Source organism: Streptomyces sp. NPDC005799 (assembly GCF_040630525.1).
GTDB lineage: Bacteria > Actinomycetota > Actinomycetes > Streptomycetales > Streptomycetaceae > Streptomyces > Streptomyces griseorubiginosus_B.
Genome location: NZ_JBEXXQ010000013.1, coordinates 21,696 through 38,505, shown reverse-complemented (window position 1 = coordinate 38,505; position 16,810 = coordinate 21,696). Strand labels below are relative to the sequence as shown.

Annotated in this window: 15 protein-coding genes; 6 read left to right on the top strand and 9 right to left on the bottom strand. The window is 69.6% G+C overall.

Features of this window, described 5'->3' with window-relative positions:
- Positions 1 to 159: 159 nt before the first annotated feature.
- Positions 160 to 495, bottom strand: coding sequence for a hypothetical protein (locus ABZ453_RS15055; protein ID WP_133044153.1), 336 nt, complete (start codon positions 493 to 495; stop codon positions 160 to 162).
- On the bottom strand, positions 492 to 710 hold the full coding sequence (locus ABZ453_RS15050) for a hypothetical protein (RefSeq protein WP_359015217.1): 219 nt from the start codon (positions 708 to 710) through the stop codon (positions 492 to 494). The genes ABZ453_RS15055 and ABZ453_RS15050 overlap by 4 nt, the downstream gene beginning before the upstream one ends.
- 182 nt (positions 711 to 892) lie before the next feature.
- Here ABZ453_RS15050 and ABZ453_RS15045 point away from each other — a divergent pair, with 182 nt between their 5' ends.
- Complete coding sequence (locus ABZ453_RS15045) at positions 893 to 1,837, top strand: helix-turn-helix transcriptional regulator (RefSeq protein ID WP_359015446.1); 945 nt, start codon at positions 893 to 895, stop codon at positions 1,835 to 1,837.
- A gap of 20 nt (positions 1,838 to 1,857) precedes the next feature.
- Positions 1,858 to 2,844 (top strand): LuxR C-terminal-related transcriptional regulator, encoded by a 987-nt coding sequence (locus ABZ453_RS15040; RefSeq protein WP_359015215.1) that lies wholly within the window; start codon positions 1,858 to 1,860, stop codon positions 2,842 to 2,844.
- On the opposite strand, the gene ABZ453_RS15035 is transcribed toward ABZ453_RS15040, so the two are convergent.
- Complete coding sequence (locus tag ABZ453_RS15035; protein WP_359015212.1) at positions 2,807 to 3,844, bottom strand: helix-turn-helix transcriptional regulator; 1,038 nt, start codon at positions 3,842 to 3,844, stop codon at positions 2,807 to 2,809. The two genes, ABZ453_RS15040 and ABZ453_RS15035, sit on opposite strands and share 38 nt — an antisense overlap.
- 265 nt (positions 3,845 to 4,109) lie before the next feature.
- Between ABZ453_RS15035 and ABZ453_RS15030 the strand changes: the two genes are divergently transcribed.
- The 3 genes from ABZ453_RS15030 to ABZ453_RS15020 are packed head-to-tail and all read left to right on the top strand — an operon-like array spanning position 4,110 to position 7,425.
- Entirely contained in the window at positions 4,110 to 5,651 is a 1,542-nt protein-coding gene (locus ABZ453_RS15030; protein ID WP_359015210.1) for a circularly permuted type 2 ATP-grasp protein, read from the top strand.
- On the top strand, positions 5,648 to 6,580 hold the full coding sequence (locus ABZ453_RS15025; protein WP_359015208.1) for an alpha-E domain-containing protein: 933 nt from the start codon (positions 5,648 to 5,650) through the stop codon (positions 6,578 to 6,580). The genes ABZ453_RS15030 and ABZ453_RS15025 overlap by 4 nt, the downstream gene beginning before the upstream one ends.
- Before the next feature lie 2 nt (positions 6,581 to 6,582).
- Positions 6,583 to 7,425 (top strand): transglutaminase family protein, encoded by an 843-nt coding sequence (locus ABZ453_RS15020; RefSeq protein ID WP_359015206.1) that lies wholly within the window; start codon positions 6,583 to 6,585, stop codon positions 7,423 to 7,425.
- An 84-nt stretch (positions 7,426 to 7,509) separates the two neighbouring features.
- On the opposite strand, the gene ABZ453_RS15015 is transcribed toward ABZ453_RS15020, so the two are convergent.
- The 6 genes from ABZ453_RS15015 to ABZ453_RS14990 all read right to left on the bottom strand — a co-directional run bounded on the left by ABZ453_RS15015 (position 7,510) and on the right by ABZ453_RS14990 (position 14,260).
- Complete coding sequence (locus ABZ453_RS15015) at positions 7,510 to 8,616, bottom strand: substrate-binding domain-containing protein (protein WP_359015204.1); 1,107 nt, start codon at positions 8,614 to 8,616, stop codon at positions 7,510 to 7,512.
- A 353-nt stretch (positions 8,617 to 8,969) separates the two neighbouring features.
- Positions 8,970 to 9,431 (bottom strand): helix-turn-helix domain-containing protein, encoded by a 462-nt coding sequence (locus ABZ453_RS15010; protein ID WP_133044360.1) that lies wholly within the window; start codon positions 9,429 to 9,431, stop codon positions 8,970 to 8,972.
- 5 nt (positions 9,432 to 9,436) lie between these two features.
- Positions 9,437 to 10,612, bottom strand: coding sequence for a molecular chaperone DnaJ (dnaJ, locus tag ABZ453_RS15005; RefSeq protein ID WP_133044145.1), 1,176 nt, complete (start codon positions 10,610 to 10,612; stop codon positions 9,437 to 9,439).
- Positions 10,613 to 10,654: 42 nt separating this feature from the next.
- Complete coding sequence (gene grpE / locus ABZ453_RS15000; RefSeq protein ID WP_359015202.1) at positions 10,655 to 11,305, bottom strand: nucleotide exchange factor GrpE; 651 nt, start codon at positions 11,303 to 11,305, stop codon at positions 10,655 to 10,657.
- Positions 11,302 to 13,146 (bottom strand): molecular chaperone DnaK, encoded by a 1,845-nt coding sequence (gene dnaK / locus ABZ453_RS14995; RefSeq protein WP_359015200.1) that lies wholly within the window; start codon positions 13,144 to 13,146, stop codon positions 11,302 to 11,304. The genes grpE and dnaK overlap by 4 nt, the downstream gene beginning before the upstream one ends.
- 94 nt (positions 13,147 to 13,240) lie before the next feature.
- Positions 13,241 to 14,260 carry an MraY family glycosyltransferase gene (locus ABZ453_RS14990; RefSeq protein WP_359015198.1) on the bottom strand — a complete coding sequence of 340 codons (1,020 nt, stop codon included), beginning with the start codon at positions 14,258 to 14,260 and terminating at the stop codon, positions 13,241 to 13,243.
- A gap of 226 nt (positions 14,261 to 14,486) precedes the next feature.
- Between ABZ453_RS14990 and ABZ453_RS14985 the strand changes: the two genes are divergently transcribed.
- Positions 14,487 to 16,769 (top strand): (Fe-S)-binding protein, encoded by a 2,283-nt coding sequence (locus ABZ453_RS14985; RefSeq protein ID WP_359015196.1) that lies wholly within the window; start codon positions 14,487 to 14,489, stop codon positions 16,767 to 16,769.
- Positions 16,770 to 16,810: the final 41 nt, after the last annotated feature.

Sequence of the window (16,810 nt, the reverse complement as noted above, 5' to 3'; positions counted from 1 at the left end):
CCGGGGTCCCCCTCGGGCCGCGCCCGCCCCGCCCCCCGGGGTGCCCCCCCACCCACCCAACGCCCCACAACCCGGGGCGCGCCACCCCGTTCGCCCCCCCCCCCCCCCCCCGCTGCGGGGGGAAGCACCTGAGCGATCTGTTACGACGGGGGAATCGCGTCAGGCACTGCGGGGGGTGGCTGAGATGGTCCGAACTTGGGGGGTTTCCGGTTCCACCAGCCGATGGTCTCGTTGGTCCAGGTTCACAAAGATCATTCCGTACCGGACGGCACACCGCACGGGCTGCGGCGCCCCCCGAGGCCGCCGCAGACACCGGTACGCCCGTACGTCCTCGTCCTCGTCCCGCGTGACGACGACCGGCTCACCGAAGACGGTCACCATCAGCGAGTCACCGGAGTGGGGGATCGCGGTGACGAGGTCGATGAAGTGCCAGCCCGAGCGGTAGGCGGTGGCCATCTCGCGGCGGAAGGAGCGGTCGTCGGGTGGGGTGGTCATGACTGCACGGCCCAGCTGCTGTCCGTCGGGGCGACCCAGGAGCTGTCCCCCGGGACGTCGGACGCCACGATCGCCCAGCTGCTGTCACCGGCGGCCGCGGCCTGCACGCGCCAACTGCTGTCCTGCGCGACAGCGCCCTTCGTCTCCGCGTGACCGGTCAGTGCACCGAAGGCCAGAGCGGCGGAGAAGGCGGCGACAAGCGCCGAGCGAAGCATTCTCTTATGCATAGTCGGCTTCGTCCTCATGTAAAGGTCACCTCTCCCCCGTCCGAATACGACGATGGCCCATTCCGGCACGTCATGGCCACACAAACGATGCATCATGTTCCTGCACGTTCAGGACCCTGGGGGGTGGAGATTTGGCGATAAATGAGACTAAGCGGACACATCCCCACGGGCTGACCGACCTGTGCGAGGACGGGCGCCGCCTTTATGGGAACGCTCTCCGGACGGGACGCCTAGCCCGTGCGGATGTGGAACCTGCGCCCTGTTTGATGGAGTTCGCCCTTCTTCATCCCGATCCCGACGACCCGAACTGGCTACGTCCAGTACCCCCCTCGATCGCCCTGGCCCAGCGGCTCAACCCGATCGAGTACGAGATCACCCAGCGCCGCCGGGAGTCCATCGAACTCGCCGACGCTTTCGAGCCGTTCATGAGCATCAGTGCCCAGCCGACGGCCACCACTCACTCCATCACCGTGCTGGAGGGCCTGGACCGGATCAACGCGGCGCTCGACCTGGCCACCGCCCAGACCCACACGGAGATGCTCACGGTCCAGCCGAGCCGCCGCCGCCTGGAGCACACCCTCACCAAGGCGCTGGAGCGCGACAGGCCGCTGATCGAGCGGGGGTGCCGCATCCGGACGCTGTACCAGCATCCGGCCCGCTACAGCCCGGAGACGCTGGCCTACGTCGCCCAGTTCACCGACGGCAAGGTCGAGTACCGGACGATCGACGAGTTGGTCGAGCGGCTGATCATCTGCGACGAGACCGTGGCGTTCATCCCGACCCGTGACGACGGGGAGGTGGCCCTGGAGCTCCGCCATCCCGGGCTCGTCCGCTATCTGATCAAGGTCTTCGAGTTCATGTGGGCGCGTGCGGTGCCGTTGAGCGCCGGCGCCCCGTACGAGACCGCCTCGGACGGCATCACGGAGATCCAGCACTCCATCGCCAAACTCCTGGTCGAGGGGCATGTGGACGAGGCGATCGCCCGGCGTCTGGGCATGAACGTGCGCACGTGCCGCGCCCACATCGCCAAGCTCGCGACGGCTCTGGGCAGCGGCAGCCGGGCGCAACTCGGGTTCCGCATAGCCCAGTCGGGGCTTCTGGAGCAGGACCTCTGAGTCCGGGAGGGAGCGGCCCGATGGCCTCGGCAACGCATCCGGAGCACGATGCGGACGAGCTGTGCTCCGGGGCAGCGGCGCTGTACGAACGCGCACTGCGCGAAGGCCATCTGCGCCCCGAGGACGTCGACGCGACACCCTGTCTGGTCGACTTCGGGCTGCTGCGGCCCTCGGTCGATGATCCCAACCGCCTGGAGCCGGTCACGCCCGTCGTCGCCCTGCACCGGCTGCTGAGCACCTCGGAGGAACGCGTCGCCCTCGAACGGCGCCGCGAGGCACGGCTCGCCGACCTCTTCGAGCCCCTCATGCGGCTCGACGGCCGGCGCACCGCGGCCGGCGACTCCTCGGTCGCGGCCGTGCTCGACGGCTCCGACCGCATCGGCCGGGCCATCACCCAGGCCTTGGCCGAGGGCCGTGAGGAACTGCTCGCCATCCAGCCGCACATCAGCCACACCCAGACACCGCTCGCGGTCCGTGCGGACGCCCTCGTGCGCGACCAGGACTTCCTCGACCGCGGCGGCCGGATCCGCACGCTCTATCAGCACACCCTCAGGCACGCGCCCTCGGTCCTCGCCCGTTACGAGCGGCTGAGGGGAGACGCCCAGGCCCGCACCCTCGACGAGATCACCGACCGGCTCCTCGTCGTGGACCGCACCGTCGCCTTCATCCCCGCCAACGCGGACCGCACGCTCGCCCTGGAGATCCGCCACCCGGTCATCGTGGCGTTCCTCGCCACCGCCTTCGACCGCCTGTGGCGCCTGGCCACCCCCATGCACCCGCAGGCGGCGGAGCCCGTCGCCCCCGACGGCATCACCCCCCGCCAACGCGCCATCGCCACCCTCCTCGTCGAGGGCCACACCGACGCCGTGATCGCCGACCGGCTGGGCTTGAACATCCGTACCGCCCGAGTGCACATCGCCAAGCTCGCCGCCACGCTCGGCAGTGACAGCCGGGCGCAGCTCGGTTACCTCATCGCACGGTCGGGGATCCTCGACCGGGAAGAGTGACCGAAGGAGTGACCTTCTCAGGGCCGCGGGGCCCGTCCAGGCCCACCTGGGCGATGCGAACGCCGAGTTGGGTGCGGCTGGCGGCGCCCAGGGTCTCGGAGAGACGGGCGATGTGGGCGCGGCAGGTGCGGACGCTTATGCCCAGGCGCTCGGCGATGACCGCGTCCTGGTGGCCTTCCGCGAGCAGCGCCGCGATGGACTGCTCGCGGTGGGAGATGCCCTCGATGCCGGTGTCCGGGAGGGGCGCGGTGAGGGGGATGGCCAGGCGCCACAGGCGGTCGAAGACCGTGCCGAGGTAGCCGACCAGGGCCGGGTGACGCAGTTCCAGGGCGAGGGTGCGGTCCGCGTTGGCGGGGATGAAGGCCACCGTGCGGTCGAAGAGGATCAGCCGGTCGATGACCTCGTCGAGGGTGCGTGCCTCGACCGCGTTGCCCATCAGCTCCAGGTAGTTGAGCAGGCCCTGCCCGTGGCGGGCGACGTGCGTGTACAGGTCGCGCATCCGCACGCCCCGCGCCCGCAGCTCCAGCGCCCGGTGCAGCCCCTCCGTCAGCTCGTGCTCGGGACGGATGCCGCCCGGCTGCACGGTGAGCACCTCCGTGGTGCACGCCTGTGTCGCCTCGTCCATCGCCGCCTGGATGCGGGAGAGCCCGTCCAGCACCCGGATCGCCGTGCCCTCGGCGGCGCCCACCTGCACGGCCGGCCCGAGTCCCGCGTACCACTCGACGGCGGCCACCGCCGAGCCCACCCGCCGCTGATTGGCGCTGACCTGGTCGTGGACCTCGCGCAGCAGCCGCGTCATGACCTCCAGCGGGGACGTCGGCACCAGCCAGTCCATGTCGTCGGGGTCGGGGTGCAGCAGGGCCAGGTCCAGCAGACAGGGCACCGGCTCGGCGTCGCGGCGCGCCACGCGGCCCCGCCGTACGGCCCGGGAATACACACGATCCCCGGCCTCGCACAGTCGGTCAGCACCGTGTGGATGCTCGTCGGCGTGCCCGGTCATCGCCCATTTCACCCCCGCATCCGGCGTGTTCCGCAGCGCAACTATGCGCGGACACTCCCGGCTCCGCAACACGGCTCCGGGCGGCACGGGCGTCGAAATGCGCCTGTGTGCCCGGCTATTACCGGCCCGCCGCCCGCCCGGCTGCAACAAGCTGAGGGGGTGTGGACCGGCCACACCGGAGCAGCGGCGGAGCCCGTCCTTCCGCGCAAGCTCCCGGAAATGCCTCAGTGATCGCCGTGTTACGAATCGCATCTAACGTCCCCTCATGGCGGACATATTCGACGCATACGCGTTGGCCGACGCGTGGGACGAGATGTTCGAACGGCCGGGTGAGGTCAGGACCGCCTATGAGCCGGTGCTGGCCGCACTTCAGCCGATCGAACCGAGTGAACTGCGCTTCCGGGCGGACCAGATGGCCCGGGCGTTCACCGACCGAGGCGTCACGTACGCCTTCGCGGGCGAGGAGCGGCCCTGGCCGCTGGACCTCGTGCCCAGGATCCTCGACGCCCTGGAATGGGATCTCATACACCGCGGGGTGAGTCAGAGAGTCAGGGCCCTGGAGGCCTATCTCGCCGACGCCTACGGGCCCTGCCGTGCCTTCGAGGACGGTGTCGTGCCCTGGCGGCTGCTGCTCAACTCCCCGCACTTCCATCGTGCCGCGCACGGGGTCGAACCCCCGGGCGGGGTGCGCATCCATGTGGCCGGAATCGATCTGGTGCGGGACGAGGCCGGGGACTTCCGGGTGCTCGAGGACAACGTGCGGGTGCCCAGCGGGGTGTCGTACGTCATCGAGAACCGCAGGGCCATGACCCGGATCTTCCCCTCCCTCTTCGCCGAACAGCACGTGCTGCCGGTCGACGGGTACTGTCACCGGCTGCTCGCGGCCCTGCGCGCCGCCGCGCCCGACGGGGTGCAGGACCCGAGGGTGGTGGTGCTGACCCCGGGGCCCAGCAACGCCGCCTACTTCGAACACGCCCTGCTGGCACGGCTGATGGGCGTGCAGCTGGTCGAGGGGCACGACCTGGTGTGCCGCGCCAACCGGGTGTGGATGCGTACGACGCGCGGCGAGGTGCCGGTCCATGTCGTATACCGGCGCCTGGACGACGACTTCCTCGACCCGCTGCACTTCCGTCCCGACTCGGTGATCGGCTGCCCCGGCATCATGGGCGCCGCGATGGCGGGCAACGTCACACTCGCGAACGCCGTGGGCAATGGGATCGCCGACGACAAACTGCTCTACACCTACGTCCCGGACCTCATCCGCTACTACCTCTCCGAGGAACCGATTCTTCCCAATGTGCAGTCCTACCGGCCCGACGAGCCGGGGCAGTTGGAGGCGGTGCTCGACCAGATCGAGCAGTTGGTGATCAAGCCGGTCGACGGTGCCGGCGGACAGGGCATCGTCATCGGGCCGAAGGCCGACCGGGAGACCCTGGAACGCACTCGCAAAGCCGTCGCCGCCGACCCGCGCGGCTTCATCGCCCAGCGGCCCGTCGCCCTGTCCACCTCCCCAACCCTGGCCGGCGAGCGTATGGCGCCGCGCCACATCGACCTGCGTCCGTTCGCCGTGAACGACGGCGACGAGGTGTGGGTGCTGCCCGGCGGGCTCACCCGCGTCGCCCTCCAGGAGGGCAACCTGATCGTCAACTCCAGCCAGGGCGGAGGCTCCAAGGACACCTGGGTACTGGCGGAGGGCCCCGCCGAACAGCCCGCGCCCGAGCCGGACCCCGCGATCCCCGCCGTCGCCCCGCGCCGGCTCGGCCCCGACGGCACCCGAGCGGTCGTACAGGATGGGGCGCAGCAGTGAACGACGTGATCCTCTCCCGGATAGCCGAGTCCCTGACCTGGACCGGCCGTTACGTCGAGCGGGCCGACGCCACCGGCCGCATCCTCGACGCCTATCTGCACCGCATGCTGGAGGACCCCTGGCGCGACGAGGACGCGGCCTGCCGGTCGCTGTACGCGATCCTCGGCATGGACGCGGGCGGCTCGCGCGTGGACATGCAGCAGGTCCTCGACCAGCTGGCCTTCGACGCCCGTTCCACGGGCTCCATCGAGGGCGCGCTGGGCGCCGCCCGGCTCAACGCGCGCAGCGCCCGTGAGGCCGTCTCCTCGGAGATGTGGGAGTGCCTGAACTCCACCTGGCACGCCCTGGCCGACCAGCGGATGGCGGCCCGCCGCACCGGCCCCTACGCCTATCTGGAACTCGTGCGCCGCCGGGCCGCCCTCTTCTTCGGCCTGGCCGACTCCACCATGAGCCGGGACGACAGCTGGCGGTTCGTCGTGCTGGGCCGGAGCCTGGAGCGGGTGGACATGACCGTACGGCTGCTGTCCGTACGGGTGCTGGACGCGGCGCACGCGCCCGACTGGCCGACCCTGCTGAGCGCCTCCGGCGCGGACGAGGCGTACGCGCGCGTGTACGGCGGTTTCGGCGACACCCCGCGCGTGGCGGAGTTCCTGCTCCTGGACCGCGACTTCCCGCGCTCGGCGCTGCACGCGCTGACCACGGCCGAGGAGTGCCTCACCGCCCTCGGCCGCCCCCGTCAGGACCCCGCGCGCCGCCCCATCGGCCGGCTGCGCACCCGCCTCGAATACCTGGACACCCACGCCCTCGAGGACCAGCTGCCGGACCTTCTGGGGGACCTGCAGCAGGCCTGCATGGCGTCCGCGGACGCGGTGGCCGAGCGGTTCTTCCCCTACCCGGGGCCCGTCGAGTGGGCCCAGGAAGGAGCGTGAGCATGACCCGCCGGCTCCGCATCAAGCACACCACCCGCGTCTCGTACGCCCAGCCCGCGGCCTCCTCGCACAACGAGGTCCGCATGACCCCGCTGACGCTGCCGGGCCAGACCACCCTGGACGCCCGGGTCACCGTCAACCCGACGACGCCCACCTGGTCGTACTGGGACTACTGGGGCACCCAGGTCACCGGCTTCGACCTGATGGACCCGCACGGCCACCTCACCATCACGGCCTCCAGCCTGGTCGAGACCTCCCCGCCGGGCCCGCTGCCCCGGCCGCCCGAGTGGTCCGAGCTCCCCGACCGGATCGCCGGCTCCCGCCTGCTGGAGTACGCGACCCCGACGGGCCGTACGACGGTCCCCGCCAAGCTGGTGAAGAAGGCGCGGAAGGCCGCGGCCGGCCTCGACCCGCACGAGACGGCGCTCGCGGTCTCCGCCCTGGTCGCCGACCGGGTCTCCTACCTCCCCGGCGCCACCAGCGTGAACACCTCGCCGGCCCAGGCATGGGAACAGGGCGCGGGCGTCTGCCAGGACATCACCCACCTCACCATCGCCCTGTTGCGGGGCGTCGGCCTGCCCGCGCGCTATGTCTCCGGCTACCTCCACCCCGAGCGGGAGGCCGAACTGCACCGGCCCGTCGCCGGGCAGAGCCACGCCTGGATCGAGTACTGGGCGGGCGAGTGGTGCGGGCACGACCCCACCAACCGGGTCCGCGCCGACGAGTCCCACGTGGTGGTGGCCCGCGGTCGGGACTACGACGACGTCACCCCGCACAAGGGCGTCTACCGGGGCGTGGCGGGCGGCCCGCCGGAGGTGACGGTCGAGTTCACTCGGGTGGCGTGAGAACGGGCGGGAGGGCCGAACGGGCGGGAGGACCGGTTCCGTCACCTGGCCCCGGCCCTCCTCGTCACATCACGTCACTTCATGTCACTTCAGGCCGATGGCCGCGCACTTCGACTTGTACTCGCCGGTGCAGATGTCGGAGATCTTGTAGAAGCCGTCCGCGACGACCGTCGACTTGATGTTCTTCTTCGTCACGGCGGTCACGGTGAGCAGCTGCGCCGGGATGGCCTTGTTGGTGGGACTGTCCACGCTGTCCTGGGTGAGGGCGTCGAACTGGATGTCGTGGCCCTGGACCTTGGCGACGGCCATCTGCGCGGCGGCCGCGGCCTCGTCCGGGTAGGACTTGTAGACGGTCATGTACTGCTCGCCCGAGACGATCCGCTGCACGGCCGGGAGTTCCGCGTCCTGCCCCGTGATCGCCGGCAGCTTGGTGACGCCCGCGTTCTCCAGGGCCTTGACGATGCCGCCGGCCATGCCGTCGTTGGCGGAGTAGACGGCCGCGATGTTGTCCTTGCCGATCTTCTCGATCGCCTTGGTCATGTTGGCCTGGGCGTTCTCCGGCTTCCAGTCGACGGTGTCGAAGGAGTCGGCGATCGTCACCTTGCCGCCCAGCTCGGACAGCGCGCCCGCCTTGAACTGCTTGGCGTTGGGGTCGGTCGACGAGCCGTTCATCATGACGACCTTGTCGGAGGTGTCGGCCTCGCTGCCGAGGGCCTCCAGCAGGGTACGTGCCTGGACCTCGCCGACCAGCTCGTTGTCGAAGGAGATGTACGCGTCGATCGGGCCCTCGGCGAGGCGGTCGTAGGCGATGACCGGGACGCCCGCGTCCTTGGCCTTCTGCACCTCGGGCGCGATGGCGTGCGAGTCGACGGCGTCCAGCAGGATGATGTCGACCTTGTCGTCGATCATCTTCTGCATCTGGGACGCCTGCTTCTTCGCGTCCTGCCCGGCGTTGGCGTAGTCGACCTTGCCCTCGTTCCTCGTGAGGGAGGCGACCTGCTTCTTGACGATGGGGTAGTCGAAGTTCTCGTAGCGCGTGTTCGCCGTCTCCGGCAGCAGCAGACCTACCGTGACGTCGTCGCCCTTCGTGGGCCTCGCCGAGGCGCCGCTGTCCGACACGCCCAGCATGCTGCAGCCCGCCAGCGAGAGGGACAGCGTGGACGCGGCCACGGATATGGCGATACGACGCATGGAACTGCTCACTGGCCTGCTCACTTCTGATGCTTTCGGGACACGGGCGCCTCAATGCGACCGGATGACTGAAAAGCCAACGCGGCACCCACCCCGGGCGTCAAGCGGAACTACTTAACGAGTGCGCAACGCCACGCTCCGCTTGTGTTGTGAAGACCTGGCACAACCTTCACCAATGGACCTTTACGGACCCTCCATCGAGCACCTCGATGATCACCGCGCCCTCACGTACCCCCACACGAAGAGACCCCGGAATCAGCCATTCCGGGGTCTCTTTCGAAAGACGGGGGTGCCGCTGGTACTGGCCTTCTTCAGTCGGCCTTCTTCAGTCGGCCTTCTTCAGTCGGCCTTCTTCAGTCCTTGGCCTTCTTCGGGCGCCAGACCACCAGCGCGCTGGTCTGCTGCACCTCCTGATACGGCACCAGGTCACGCCGGTACGACGCGTGCACGGCCGCCTCGCGCTGCTGCATCGCCGCCGCCGCGCCGTCGACGGCGGCCTGGAGCTCGGCGACGCGCTGCTGGAGCGCGGCGACCTGGTTCTCCAGCTCGATGATGCGCTTGATGCCGGCCAGGTTGACGCCCTCGTCCTGCGACAACTGCTGCACCTGACGCAGCAGTTCGATGTCGCGGGCCGAGTAACGCCGGCCCCGGCCCGCGGTGCGGTCCGGGGAGACCAGGCCCAGGCGGTCGTACTGACGCAGGGTCTGCGGGTGCAGACCGGACAGCTGGGCCGCAACCGAGATGACGTAGACCGGGGTCTCCTCGGTCAGTTCATACGGCCCACGAAAATTGTCACCGCGCCGACGGCCGTCCATCTTCGTCATGCTCCCTTCGCGGCCTGGAACAACTCCGCCCGCGGGTCCTCGCCCGCGGTCGCCTCGCGATACGCCTCGAGTGCGTCACGAGCCTTCCCCGTCACGTCCTTGGGGACACTCACCTCGACGGTGACCAGCAGGTCCCCGCGGGTGCCGTCCTTGCGGACCGCGCCCTTGCCCCGTGCGCGCATGGTGCGGCCGTTGGGCGTGCCCGGCGGCAGCTTCAGGGTGACCGGCGGCCCGCCCAGGGTCGGCACACGGACCTCGCCGCCCAGGGCGGCCTCCGCGAACGTCACCGGGACGGTCACCGTCAGGTTGTCGCCCTTGCGGCCGAACACGGGGTGCCCGGACACATGGACCGTGACGTACAGGTCGCCCGCGGGGCCGCCCCGCTCGCCGGGCGCACCCTTGCCGCGCAGCCGGATGCGCTGCCCGTCGGAGACACCGGCCGGGATGCGGACCTGCATGGTGCGCGAGGACTTGGCGCGTCCCGAGCCCTTGCAGACCTCGCAGGGGTTCTCCGCGATCAGGCCGCGGCCCTTGCAGTCGGGGCAGGGGTCGGTGAGGGAGAACCCTCCGCCGGATCCCCGGGCGACCTGTCCGGTGCCGACGCACGTCGGGCACACCCGCGGGTTGCCGTTCGCGTCGCCGGTGCCCGAACAGGCCTTGCACGGTGCCTGCGAGGACATCCGCAGCGGGACCGTCGCCCCCTCGATCGCCTCGGTGAAGCTGAGGCTGACCTCGGTGTCGATGTCCTGGCCGCGCCGCGGCTGGGTACGGGTCGTGCCCGTACCGCCGCGATTGAACAGGCCCCCGAAGACGTCACCGAGCCCGCCGCCGAAACCGCCGGAGCCCCCGCTCTGGGCGCCGCCTCCGAAGAGGTCGCCCAGGTCGAAGTTGAAGGACCCGCCGCCCGCGCCCGGCCCCGGGCGGAAGCCGCCGTTGCCGAAGAGGGTGCGGGCCTCGTCGTACTCCTTGCGCTTCTTGGGGTCGCCGAGGACGTCGTTCGCCTCGGAGATCTCCTTGAAGCGCTCCTCGGCCTTGGCGTTGCCCTTGTTGGCGTCCGGGTGGAACTCGCGGGCGAGCTTCCGGTACGCCTTCTTGATCTCGGCCTCGGTGGCGTCCTTGGGGACGCCGAGGACCTTGTAGTAGTCCTTCTCGATGAAGTCCTTGGTGCTCATCCCCGACGCGCCCCCTTTCCGGTGTTCCGATCGGTACCTACGTCAGCCCTCCTCAGGGCCGTTGTCCTTCTTCTCCTCGGCCGCCGGGGCCTCCTCGGCCCCCTCGGCCTTCACCGTCTGCGCGCCCGGCTGCGGTTCGGCGACCGCCACCCGCGCGGGGCGGATGGTGCGCTCGCCGATGCGATACCCGGGCTGCAGGATCGCCACGCAGGTCGTCTCGGTGACGTCCGGAGCGTAGGAGTGCATCAGGGCCTCGTGGATGGTCGGGTCGAAGGGCTCGCCCTCCTTGCCGAACTGCTGCAGACCCATCTTCGCCGCGACGGTCTCCAGCGACTCCCCGACGGACTTGAATCCGCCGACGAGTTCGCCGTGCTCCCGCGCGCGGCCGATGTCGTCGAGCACGGGCAGGAGCTCGGTCAGGAGGTTCGCGATGGCGATCTCCTTGACCGTGATCCGGTCCCGCTCCACGCGGCGGCGGTAGTTCTGGAACTCGGCCTGCAGCCGCTGGAGGTCCGCCGTGCGCTCCTCGAGCGCCTTGCGCACCTGGTCCAGCTGGGCCGTCAGACCGGCGATCTGCGCTGCGTCCCCGGCCGGGGCCGCCCCCTCGGAGGCGGCCTTCGGCTCGGCGTCGTCAGAGGTGGCGCCGGAGGGGACGTCGGGCTTCTCCTCGAAGCCCGGGGTCTCCTCCGTCACGCGGCACCGTCCTTGCGCTCGTCGTCCACGATCTCGGCGTCCACGACGTCGTCCTCGGCCTTGGGGGCCTCATCGCCGGCGGACGCGCCACCTGCGGCCTGGGCGGCCTGGGCGTCGGCGTACATGGCCTGGCCGAGCTTCTGCGAGACGGCCGCGACCTTCTCGGTGGCGGTGCGGATCTCGGCGGTGTCCTCGCCCTTGAGCGCGGCCTTCAGCTCCTCGACGGACGCCTCGACCTCGGTCTTGATCTCGCCGGGGACCTTGTCCTCGTTGTCCTTGAGGAACTTCTCCGTCTGGTAGACGAGCTGCTCGCCCTGGTTGCGGGTCTCGGCGGCCTCGCGGCGGCGGTGGTCCTCCTCCGCGTACTGCTCGGCCTCCTGGCGCATCCGGTCGACCTCGTCCTTCGGCAGCGAGGAGCCGCCGGTGACGGTCATCTTCTGCTCCTTGCCCGTGCCCAGGTCCTTGGCGGTCACGTGCATGATGCCGTTGGCGTCGATGTCGAAGGACACCTCGATCTGCGGGACGCCACGGGGCGCCGGCGGCAGACCGGTCAGCTCGAACATCCCGAGCTTCTTGTTGTACGCCGCGATCTCGCGCTCGCCCTGGTAGACCTGGATCTGCACGGACGGCTGGTTGTCCTCGGCCGTGGTGAAGATCTCGGAGCGCTTGGTCGGGATCGTGGTGTTGCGCTCGATGAGCTTGGTCATGATGCCGCCCTTGGTCTCGATGCCGAGGGACAGCGGGGTGACGTCGAGCAGCAGGACGTCCTTGACCTCACCCTTGAGGACACCGGCCTGGAGCGAGGCGCCGATGGCGACGACCTCGTCCGGGTTCACGCCCTTGTTGGCCTCCTTGCCGCCGGTCAGCTCCTTGACGAGCTCGGCGACGGCGGGCATACGGGTGGAGCCACCGACCAGGACGACGTGGTCGATCTCGTTGATCGAGATGCCGGCGTCCTTGATGACGTTGTGGAACGGCGTCTTGCAGCGCTCCAGCAGGTCGGCCGTCAGCTGCTGGAACTGGGCACGGGTGAGCTTCTCGTCCAGGTGCAGCGGGCCCTCGGCGGAAGCCGTGATGTAGGGCAGGTTGATCGAGGTCTCGGTGGACGAGGACAGCTCGATCTTGGCCTTCTCGGCAGCCTCACGCAGACGCTGCAGCGCCATCTTGTCCTTGCCGAGGTCCACACCGTGACCGGACTTGAACTGCTGCACCAGGTAGTCGACGACGCGCTGGTCCCAGTCGTCACCACCGAGGTGGTTGTCACCGTTGGTGGCCTTCACCTCGACGACGCCGTCGCCGATCTCCAGGAGGGACACGTCGAAGGTGCCGCCACCGAGGTCGAAGACGAGGATCGTCTGGTCGTCCTTGTCGAGGCCGTACGCGAGCGCGGCCGCGGTCGGCTCGTTCACGATGCGCAGGACGTTCAGACCGGCGATCTCGCCGGCCTCCTTGGTCGCCTGACGCTCGGAGTCGTTGAAGTACGCCGGGACGGTGATGACCGCGTCGGTCACCTTCTCGCCCAGGTAGGACTCGGCGTCGCGCTTCAGCTTCTGCAGGATGAAGGCGGAGATCTGCTGCGGGTTGAAGGGCTTCCCGTCGAGCTCCATCTTCCAGTCGGTGCCCATGTGGCGCTTCACGGACCGGATGGTCCGGTCCACGTTGGTGACCGCCTGACGCTTGGCCACCTCGCCGACGAGCACCTCACCGTTCTTCGCGAAGGCGACGACGGACGGCGTGGTCCTGGCGCCCTCGGCGTTGGTGATGACGGTGGGCTCGCCGCCCTCCAGAACGCTGACGACGGAGTTAGTCGTGCCCAGGTCGATGCCGACCGCACGTGCCATGGTTGGTTCCTCCAGCTGACTTGAGTGCAACGGACTCAAGTGTGCATGACGTCTGCGATTGGGTCAACAGACCTGAGTCACCAAGACTCAACTCTTATCCGTTCCTTACACGCAACTGGCCTCTGACCTGCGTGGACGCAGAACCCCTAGGGGGATGACCAGGGATCCGAAGGAGTACGAGCACCACACACAACGCTCCTCCCCCCACCCAGAACACGCCCGAGTCCGCGATCCACCCCAGATGCACGAGCACCCCGACCAGCACCCCCGCAAACGCCCCGAGCCCGAGCAGCACGGTCACCCCGGGACCGGTCAGCCCCGTCCGCCGCAGCCGGTGCGCGAGATGGTCCGGCCCGCGCCGCAGCACCGGCCGCCCGCCCAGCAGCCGCGCCAGCACGACGAGGAGTACGTCGGCACTCGCGACGGCGGTCAGCGCGAACAGCACGCCCGCGCTGGGGGCCAACCCGTAGCCGGCCCGGGTGGACACGGCGGACGCGGCCAGCACGAACCCCGTGAAGAGCGAGCCGCACGAGCCGAGCCCCACGCGCGCGGGATGCCAGTTGTGCATCAGGAACCCGGTCAGCGCGGCCGCCAGCACACTGAGCAGCACGGCGAGCCCGTCCATCATCTCGGCCGCCGCGCAGGCGCCCACCCCGAAGGCGGTGACCACCCCGACGGTCCCCGCGAGCGCGTCGGCGTGGTCGAGCGCCCGGAAGGCGAGGGCGACGAAGGTGATCCACCCCACGGCCAGCAGCCCCGCCGGCACGCCGGTCTCGTCGTACGGCACCACACAGGCCGCCGCCACCGCCGTACCGACGACCAGCACCCGCGCCTTGACCCTCCGCACGTCCGCGACCAGCCCGAGCGCGGCGACGGCGGCCCCCGTGACGACCAGTCGGCCCACGTCGCCGCCGAGCCGTGTCACCCCGAACCCGTCCCCTCCGACCGCGACCAGGCAGGTGGCCAGGACGACCGCGACTCCCCCGAACAGCGGCAGGGGCCGCTGCCGCCGCCGGTCGACCACCCCGAGACGCAGGGCGGGGACCCGCAGCAGCGCGCTGAGCACGGCGGCGAGCAGGAGGGCGGTGGTGGCGGCGGCGATCCCGTAGAGCACGGATCTAAGTTAGGGGCGAATGTAGCAATTTGGTACGAATAACACGATCGGATCGTGTGGGATCTTTGAGGTCACCCTCAGCGACGCAGATCACCGAACCGCTGACTACAGTGCGGCGGAGAATGTGGGTAGTCTCAGACGGACTGCATAAGTTACCGCTTAGTAATCTCGGGGAATCCGCTGAGAGACCCCGCAGAACCCCCTCGCAGGCCCGAGGAGCCCCGAAATGCAACTCGCCGCGATCATCGTGTCGCTGGTACTCGCCGTGGTCGGCGTGGCGCTGTTCGGCCGTGCCATCGCTCAGATCTACCGCTTCGTACGCCTCGGCCAGGACGTGCCCGCGGGAACCCGCACCGACGACTGGACCGCCCGCACCGCCACGGTGATCCGGGAGTTCCTCGGCCACACCCGGATGAACCGCTGGGGTGTCGTCGGTGTCGCCCACTGGTTCGTCGCGGTCGGCTTCTTCTCCCTGGTGCTCACCCTGGTCAACGCCTTCGGCCAGCTCTTCCAGGCCGACTGGGTGCTGCCGGTCATCGGGCACTGGCTGCCGTACGAGCTGTTCGTCGAGTTCATCGGCACCATGACGTCCCTGGGCATCCTCACCCTGATCGTCATCCGGCAGCTGAGCCACCCGCGGCGGCCCGGGCGCAAGTCACGGTTCGCGGGCTCCAACTTCGGCCAGGCCTACTTCGTCGAGTCGGTCATCCTCATCATCGGCCTCGCGATCATGACCCTGCGGGGCCTGGAGGGCGCGCTCGCCGGCGTGCACCACTACGAGGCCGCCTACTTCGCCTCGTACCCGCTGGTGCTCGCGTTCAAGGGCCTGGGCGTCTCCACCCTGCAGAACCTGATCTACCTCACGGCGATGATCAAGATCGGGACGTCCTTCATCTGGATGATCACGGTCTCCCTCATGACCGACATGGGCATCGCCTGGCACCGCTTCCTCGCCTTCCCGAACATCTGGTTCAAGCGCAACGCCAAGGGCGAGACCTCGCTGGGCGCGCTGCTGCCGATGACGAGCGGCGGCAAGCCGATCGACTTCACCGACCCCGGTGACGACGACGTCTTCGGCGTCAGCCAGGTGGAGCAGTTCTCCTGGAAGGGCCTGCTGGACTTCTCCACCTGCACCGAGTGCGGCCGCTGCCAGTCGCAGTGCCCCGCCTGGAACACGGGCAAGCCCCTCTCCCCCAAGCTCCTGATCATGTCCCTGCGCGACCACGCGCACGCCAAGGCGCCCTACCTGCTCGCGGGTGGCGGCAAGTCCATGGAGGGCGAGGAGAAGGCGTCTTCCGAGGTGTTGAAGGACGTGCCCGCCGCCGCCCTCGCCGAGGCCGAGCGCCCGCTGATCGGCACCGCCGAGGACAACGGCGTCATCGACCCGGACGTGCTGTGGTCCTGCACCACCTGCGGTGCCTGCGTCGAGCAGTGCCCGGTGGACATCGAGCACATCGACCACATCGTCGACATGCGCCGCTACCAGGTGATGATCGAGTCCGCGTTCCCGTCCGAGGCGGGCACGATGCTCAAGAACCTGGAGAAGAAGGGCAACCCCTGGGGCCTGGCCAAGAAGCAGCGCCTGGAGTGGCTCAAGGAGGTCGAGTTCGAGGTCCCGGTCGTCGGCCAGGACATCGAGGACCTCACCGAGGTCGAGTACCTGTACTGGGTGGGCTGCGCCGGCTCCCTGGAGGACCGCGCCAAGAAGACGACCAAGGCCTTCGCCGAGCTGCTCCACATCGCGGGCGTCAAATTCGCGATCATGGGCGGCGACGAGAAGTGCACCGGTGACTCCGCCCGCCGCCTGGGCAACGAGCCCCTCTTCCAGGAGCTCGGCATGGAGAACGTCATGGCGCTGAACATGGCGTTCGGCGAGGAGCTCGACGACGACGGCAAGGTGGTCCCGGAGTCCGCCAAGCCCAAGTCGGCGAAGAAGATCGTCGCCACCTGCCCGCACTGCCTGAACACGATCGGCAACGAGTACCCGCAGCTCGGCGGCGACTACGAGGTCATCCACCACACCCAGCTGCTGCAGCACCTCGTGGACGAGGGCAAGCTGGTCCCCATCACCCCGGTCGAGGGCATCATCACGTACCACGACCCCTGCTACCTGGGCCGCCACAACAAGATCTACACACCTCCGCGCGAGATCATCGCGAACGTCCCGGGCCTGCGGAACGAGGAGATGCACCGCCACAAGGAGCGCGGCTTCTGCTGCGGCGCCGGTGGTGCGCGGATGTGGATGGAGGAGCGGATCGGCAAGCGCATCAACAACGAGCGCGTCGACGAGGCCCTCTCCCTCAACCCCGACATCGTCTCCACGGCCTGCCCGTTCTGCCTGGTCATGCTCACGGACTCCGTGAACGGCAAGAAGAACGACGGCAAGGCGAAGGAGTCGATCCAGGTCGTCGACGTCGCCCAGCTCCTGCTGGACTCCGTCAAGACCCCGGCCGACCCGGCGGGCGAGGAGGCTGCGGAGACCGCGCCGGAGCCCGAGCCGGTCAAGTAGCCCGCACGAACAGGCCGGCGCCCCCTGTCTCGCAGGAGACA

Excerpts from the sequence above, each read along its gene's own strand:
- ABZ453_RS15055 (WP_133044153.1), bottom strand. The coding sequence starts at position 495 with ATGACCACCCCACCCGACGACCGCTCCTTCCGCCGCGAGATGGCCACC.
- ABZ453_RS15050 (WP_359015217.1), bottom strand. The coding sequence starts at position 710 with ATGCTTCGCTCGGCGCTTGTCGCCGCCTTCTCCGCCGCTCTGGCCTTC.
- ABZ453_RS15040 (WP_359015215.1), top strand. The coding sequence starts at position 1,858 with ATGGCCTCGGCAACGCATCCGGAGCACGATGCGGACGAGCTGTGCTCC.
- ABZ453_RS15035 (WP_359015212.1), bottom strand. The coding sequence starts at position 3,844 with ATGACCGGGCACGCCGACGAGCATCCACACGGTGCTGACCGACTGTGC.
- ABZ453_RS15030 (WP_359015210.1), top strand. The coding sequence starts at position 4,110 with ATGGCGGACATATTCGACGCATACGCGTTGGCCGACGCGTGGGACGAG.
- ABZ453_RS15020 (WP_359015206.1), top strand. The coding sequence starts at position 6,583 with ATGACCCGCCGGCTCCGCATCAAGCACACCACCCGCGTCTCGTACGCC.
- ABZ453_RS15015 (WP_359015204.1), bottom strand. The coding sequence starts at position 8,616 with ATGCGTCGTATCGCCATATCCGTGGCCGCGTCCACGCTGTCCCTCTCG.
- ABZ453_RS15010 (WP_133044360.1), bottom strand. The coding sequence starts at position 9,431 with ATGGACGGCCGTCGGCGCGGTGACAATTTTCGTGGGCCGTATGAACTG.
- dnaJ (WP_133044145.1), bottom strand. The coding sequence starts at position 10,612 with ATGAGCACCAAGGACTTCATCGAGAAGGACTACTACAAGGTCCTCGGC.
- dnaK (WP_359015200.1), bottom strand. The coding sequence starts at position 13,146 with ATGGCACGTGCGGTCGGCATCGACCTGGGCACGACTAACTCCGTCGTC.
- ABZ453_RS14985 (WP_359015196.1), top strand. The coding sequence starts at position 14,487 with ATGCAACTCGCCGCGATCATCGTGTCGCTGGTACTCGCCGTGGTCGGC.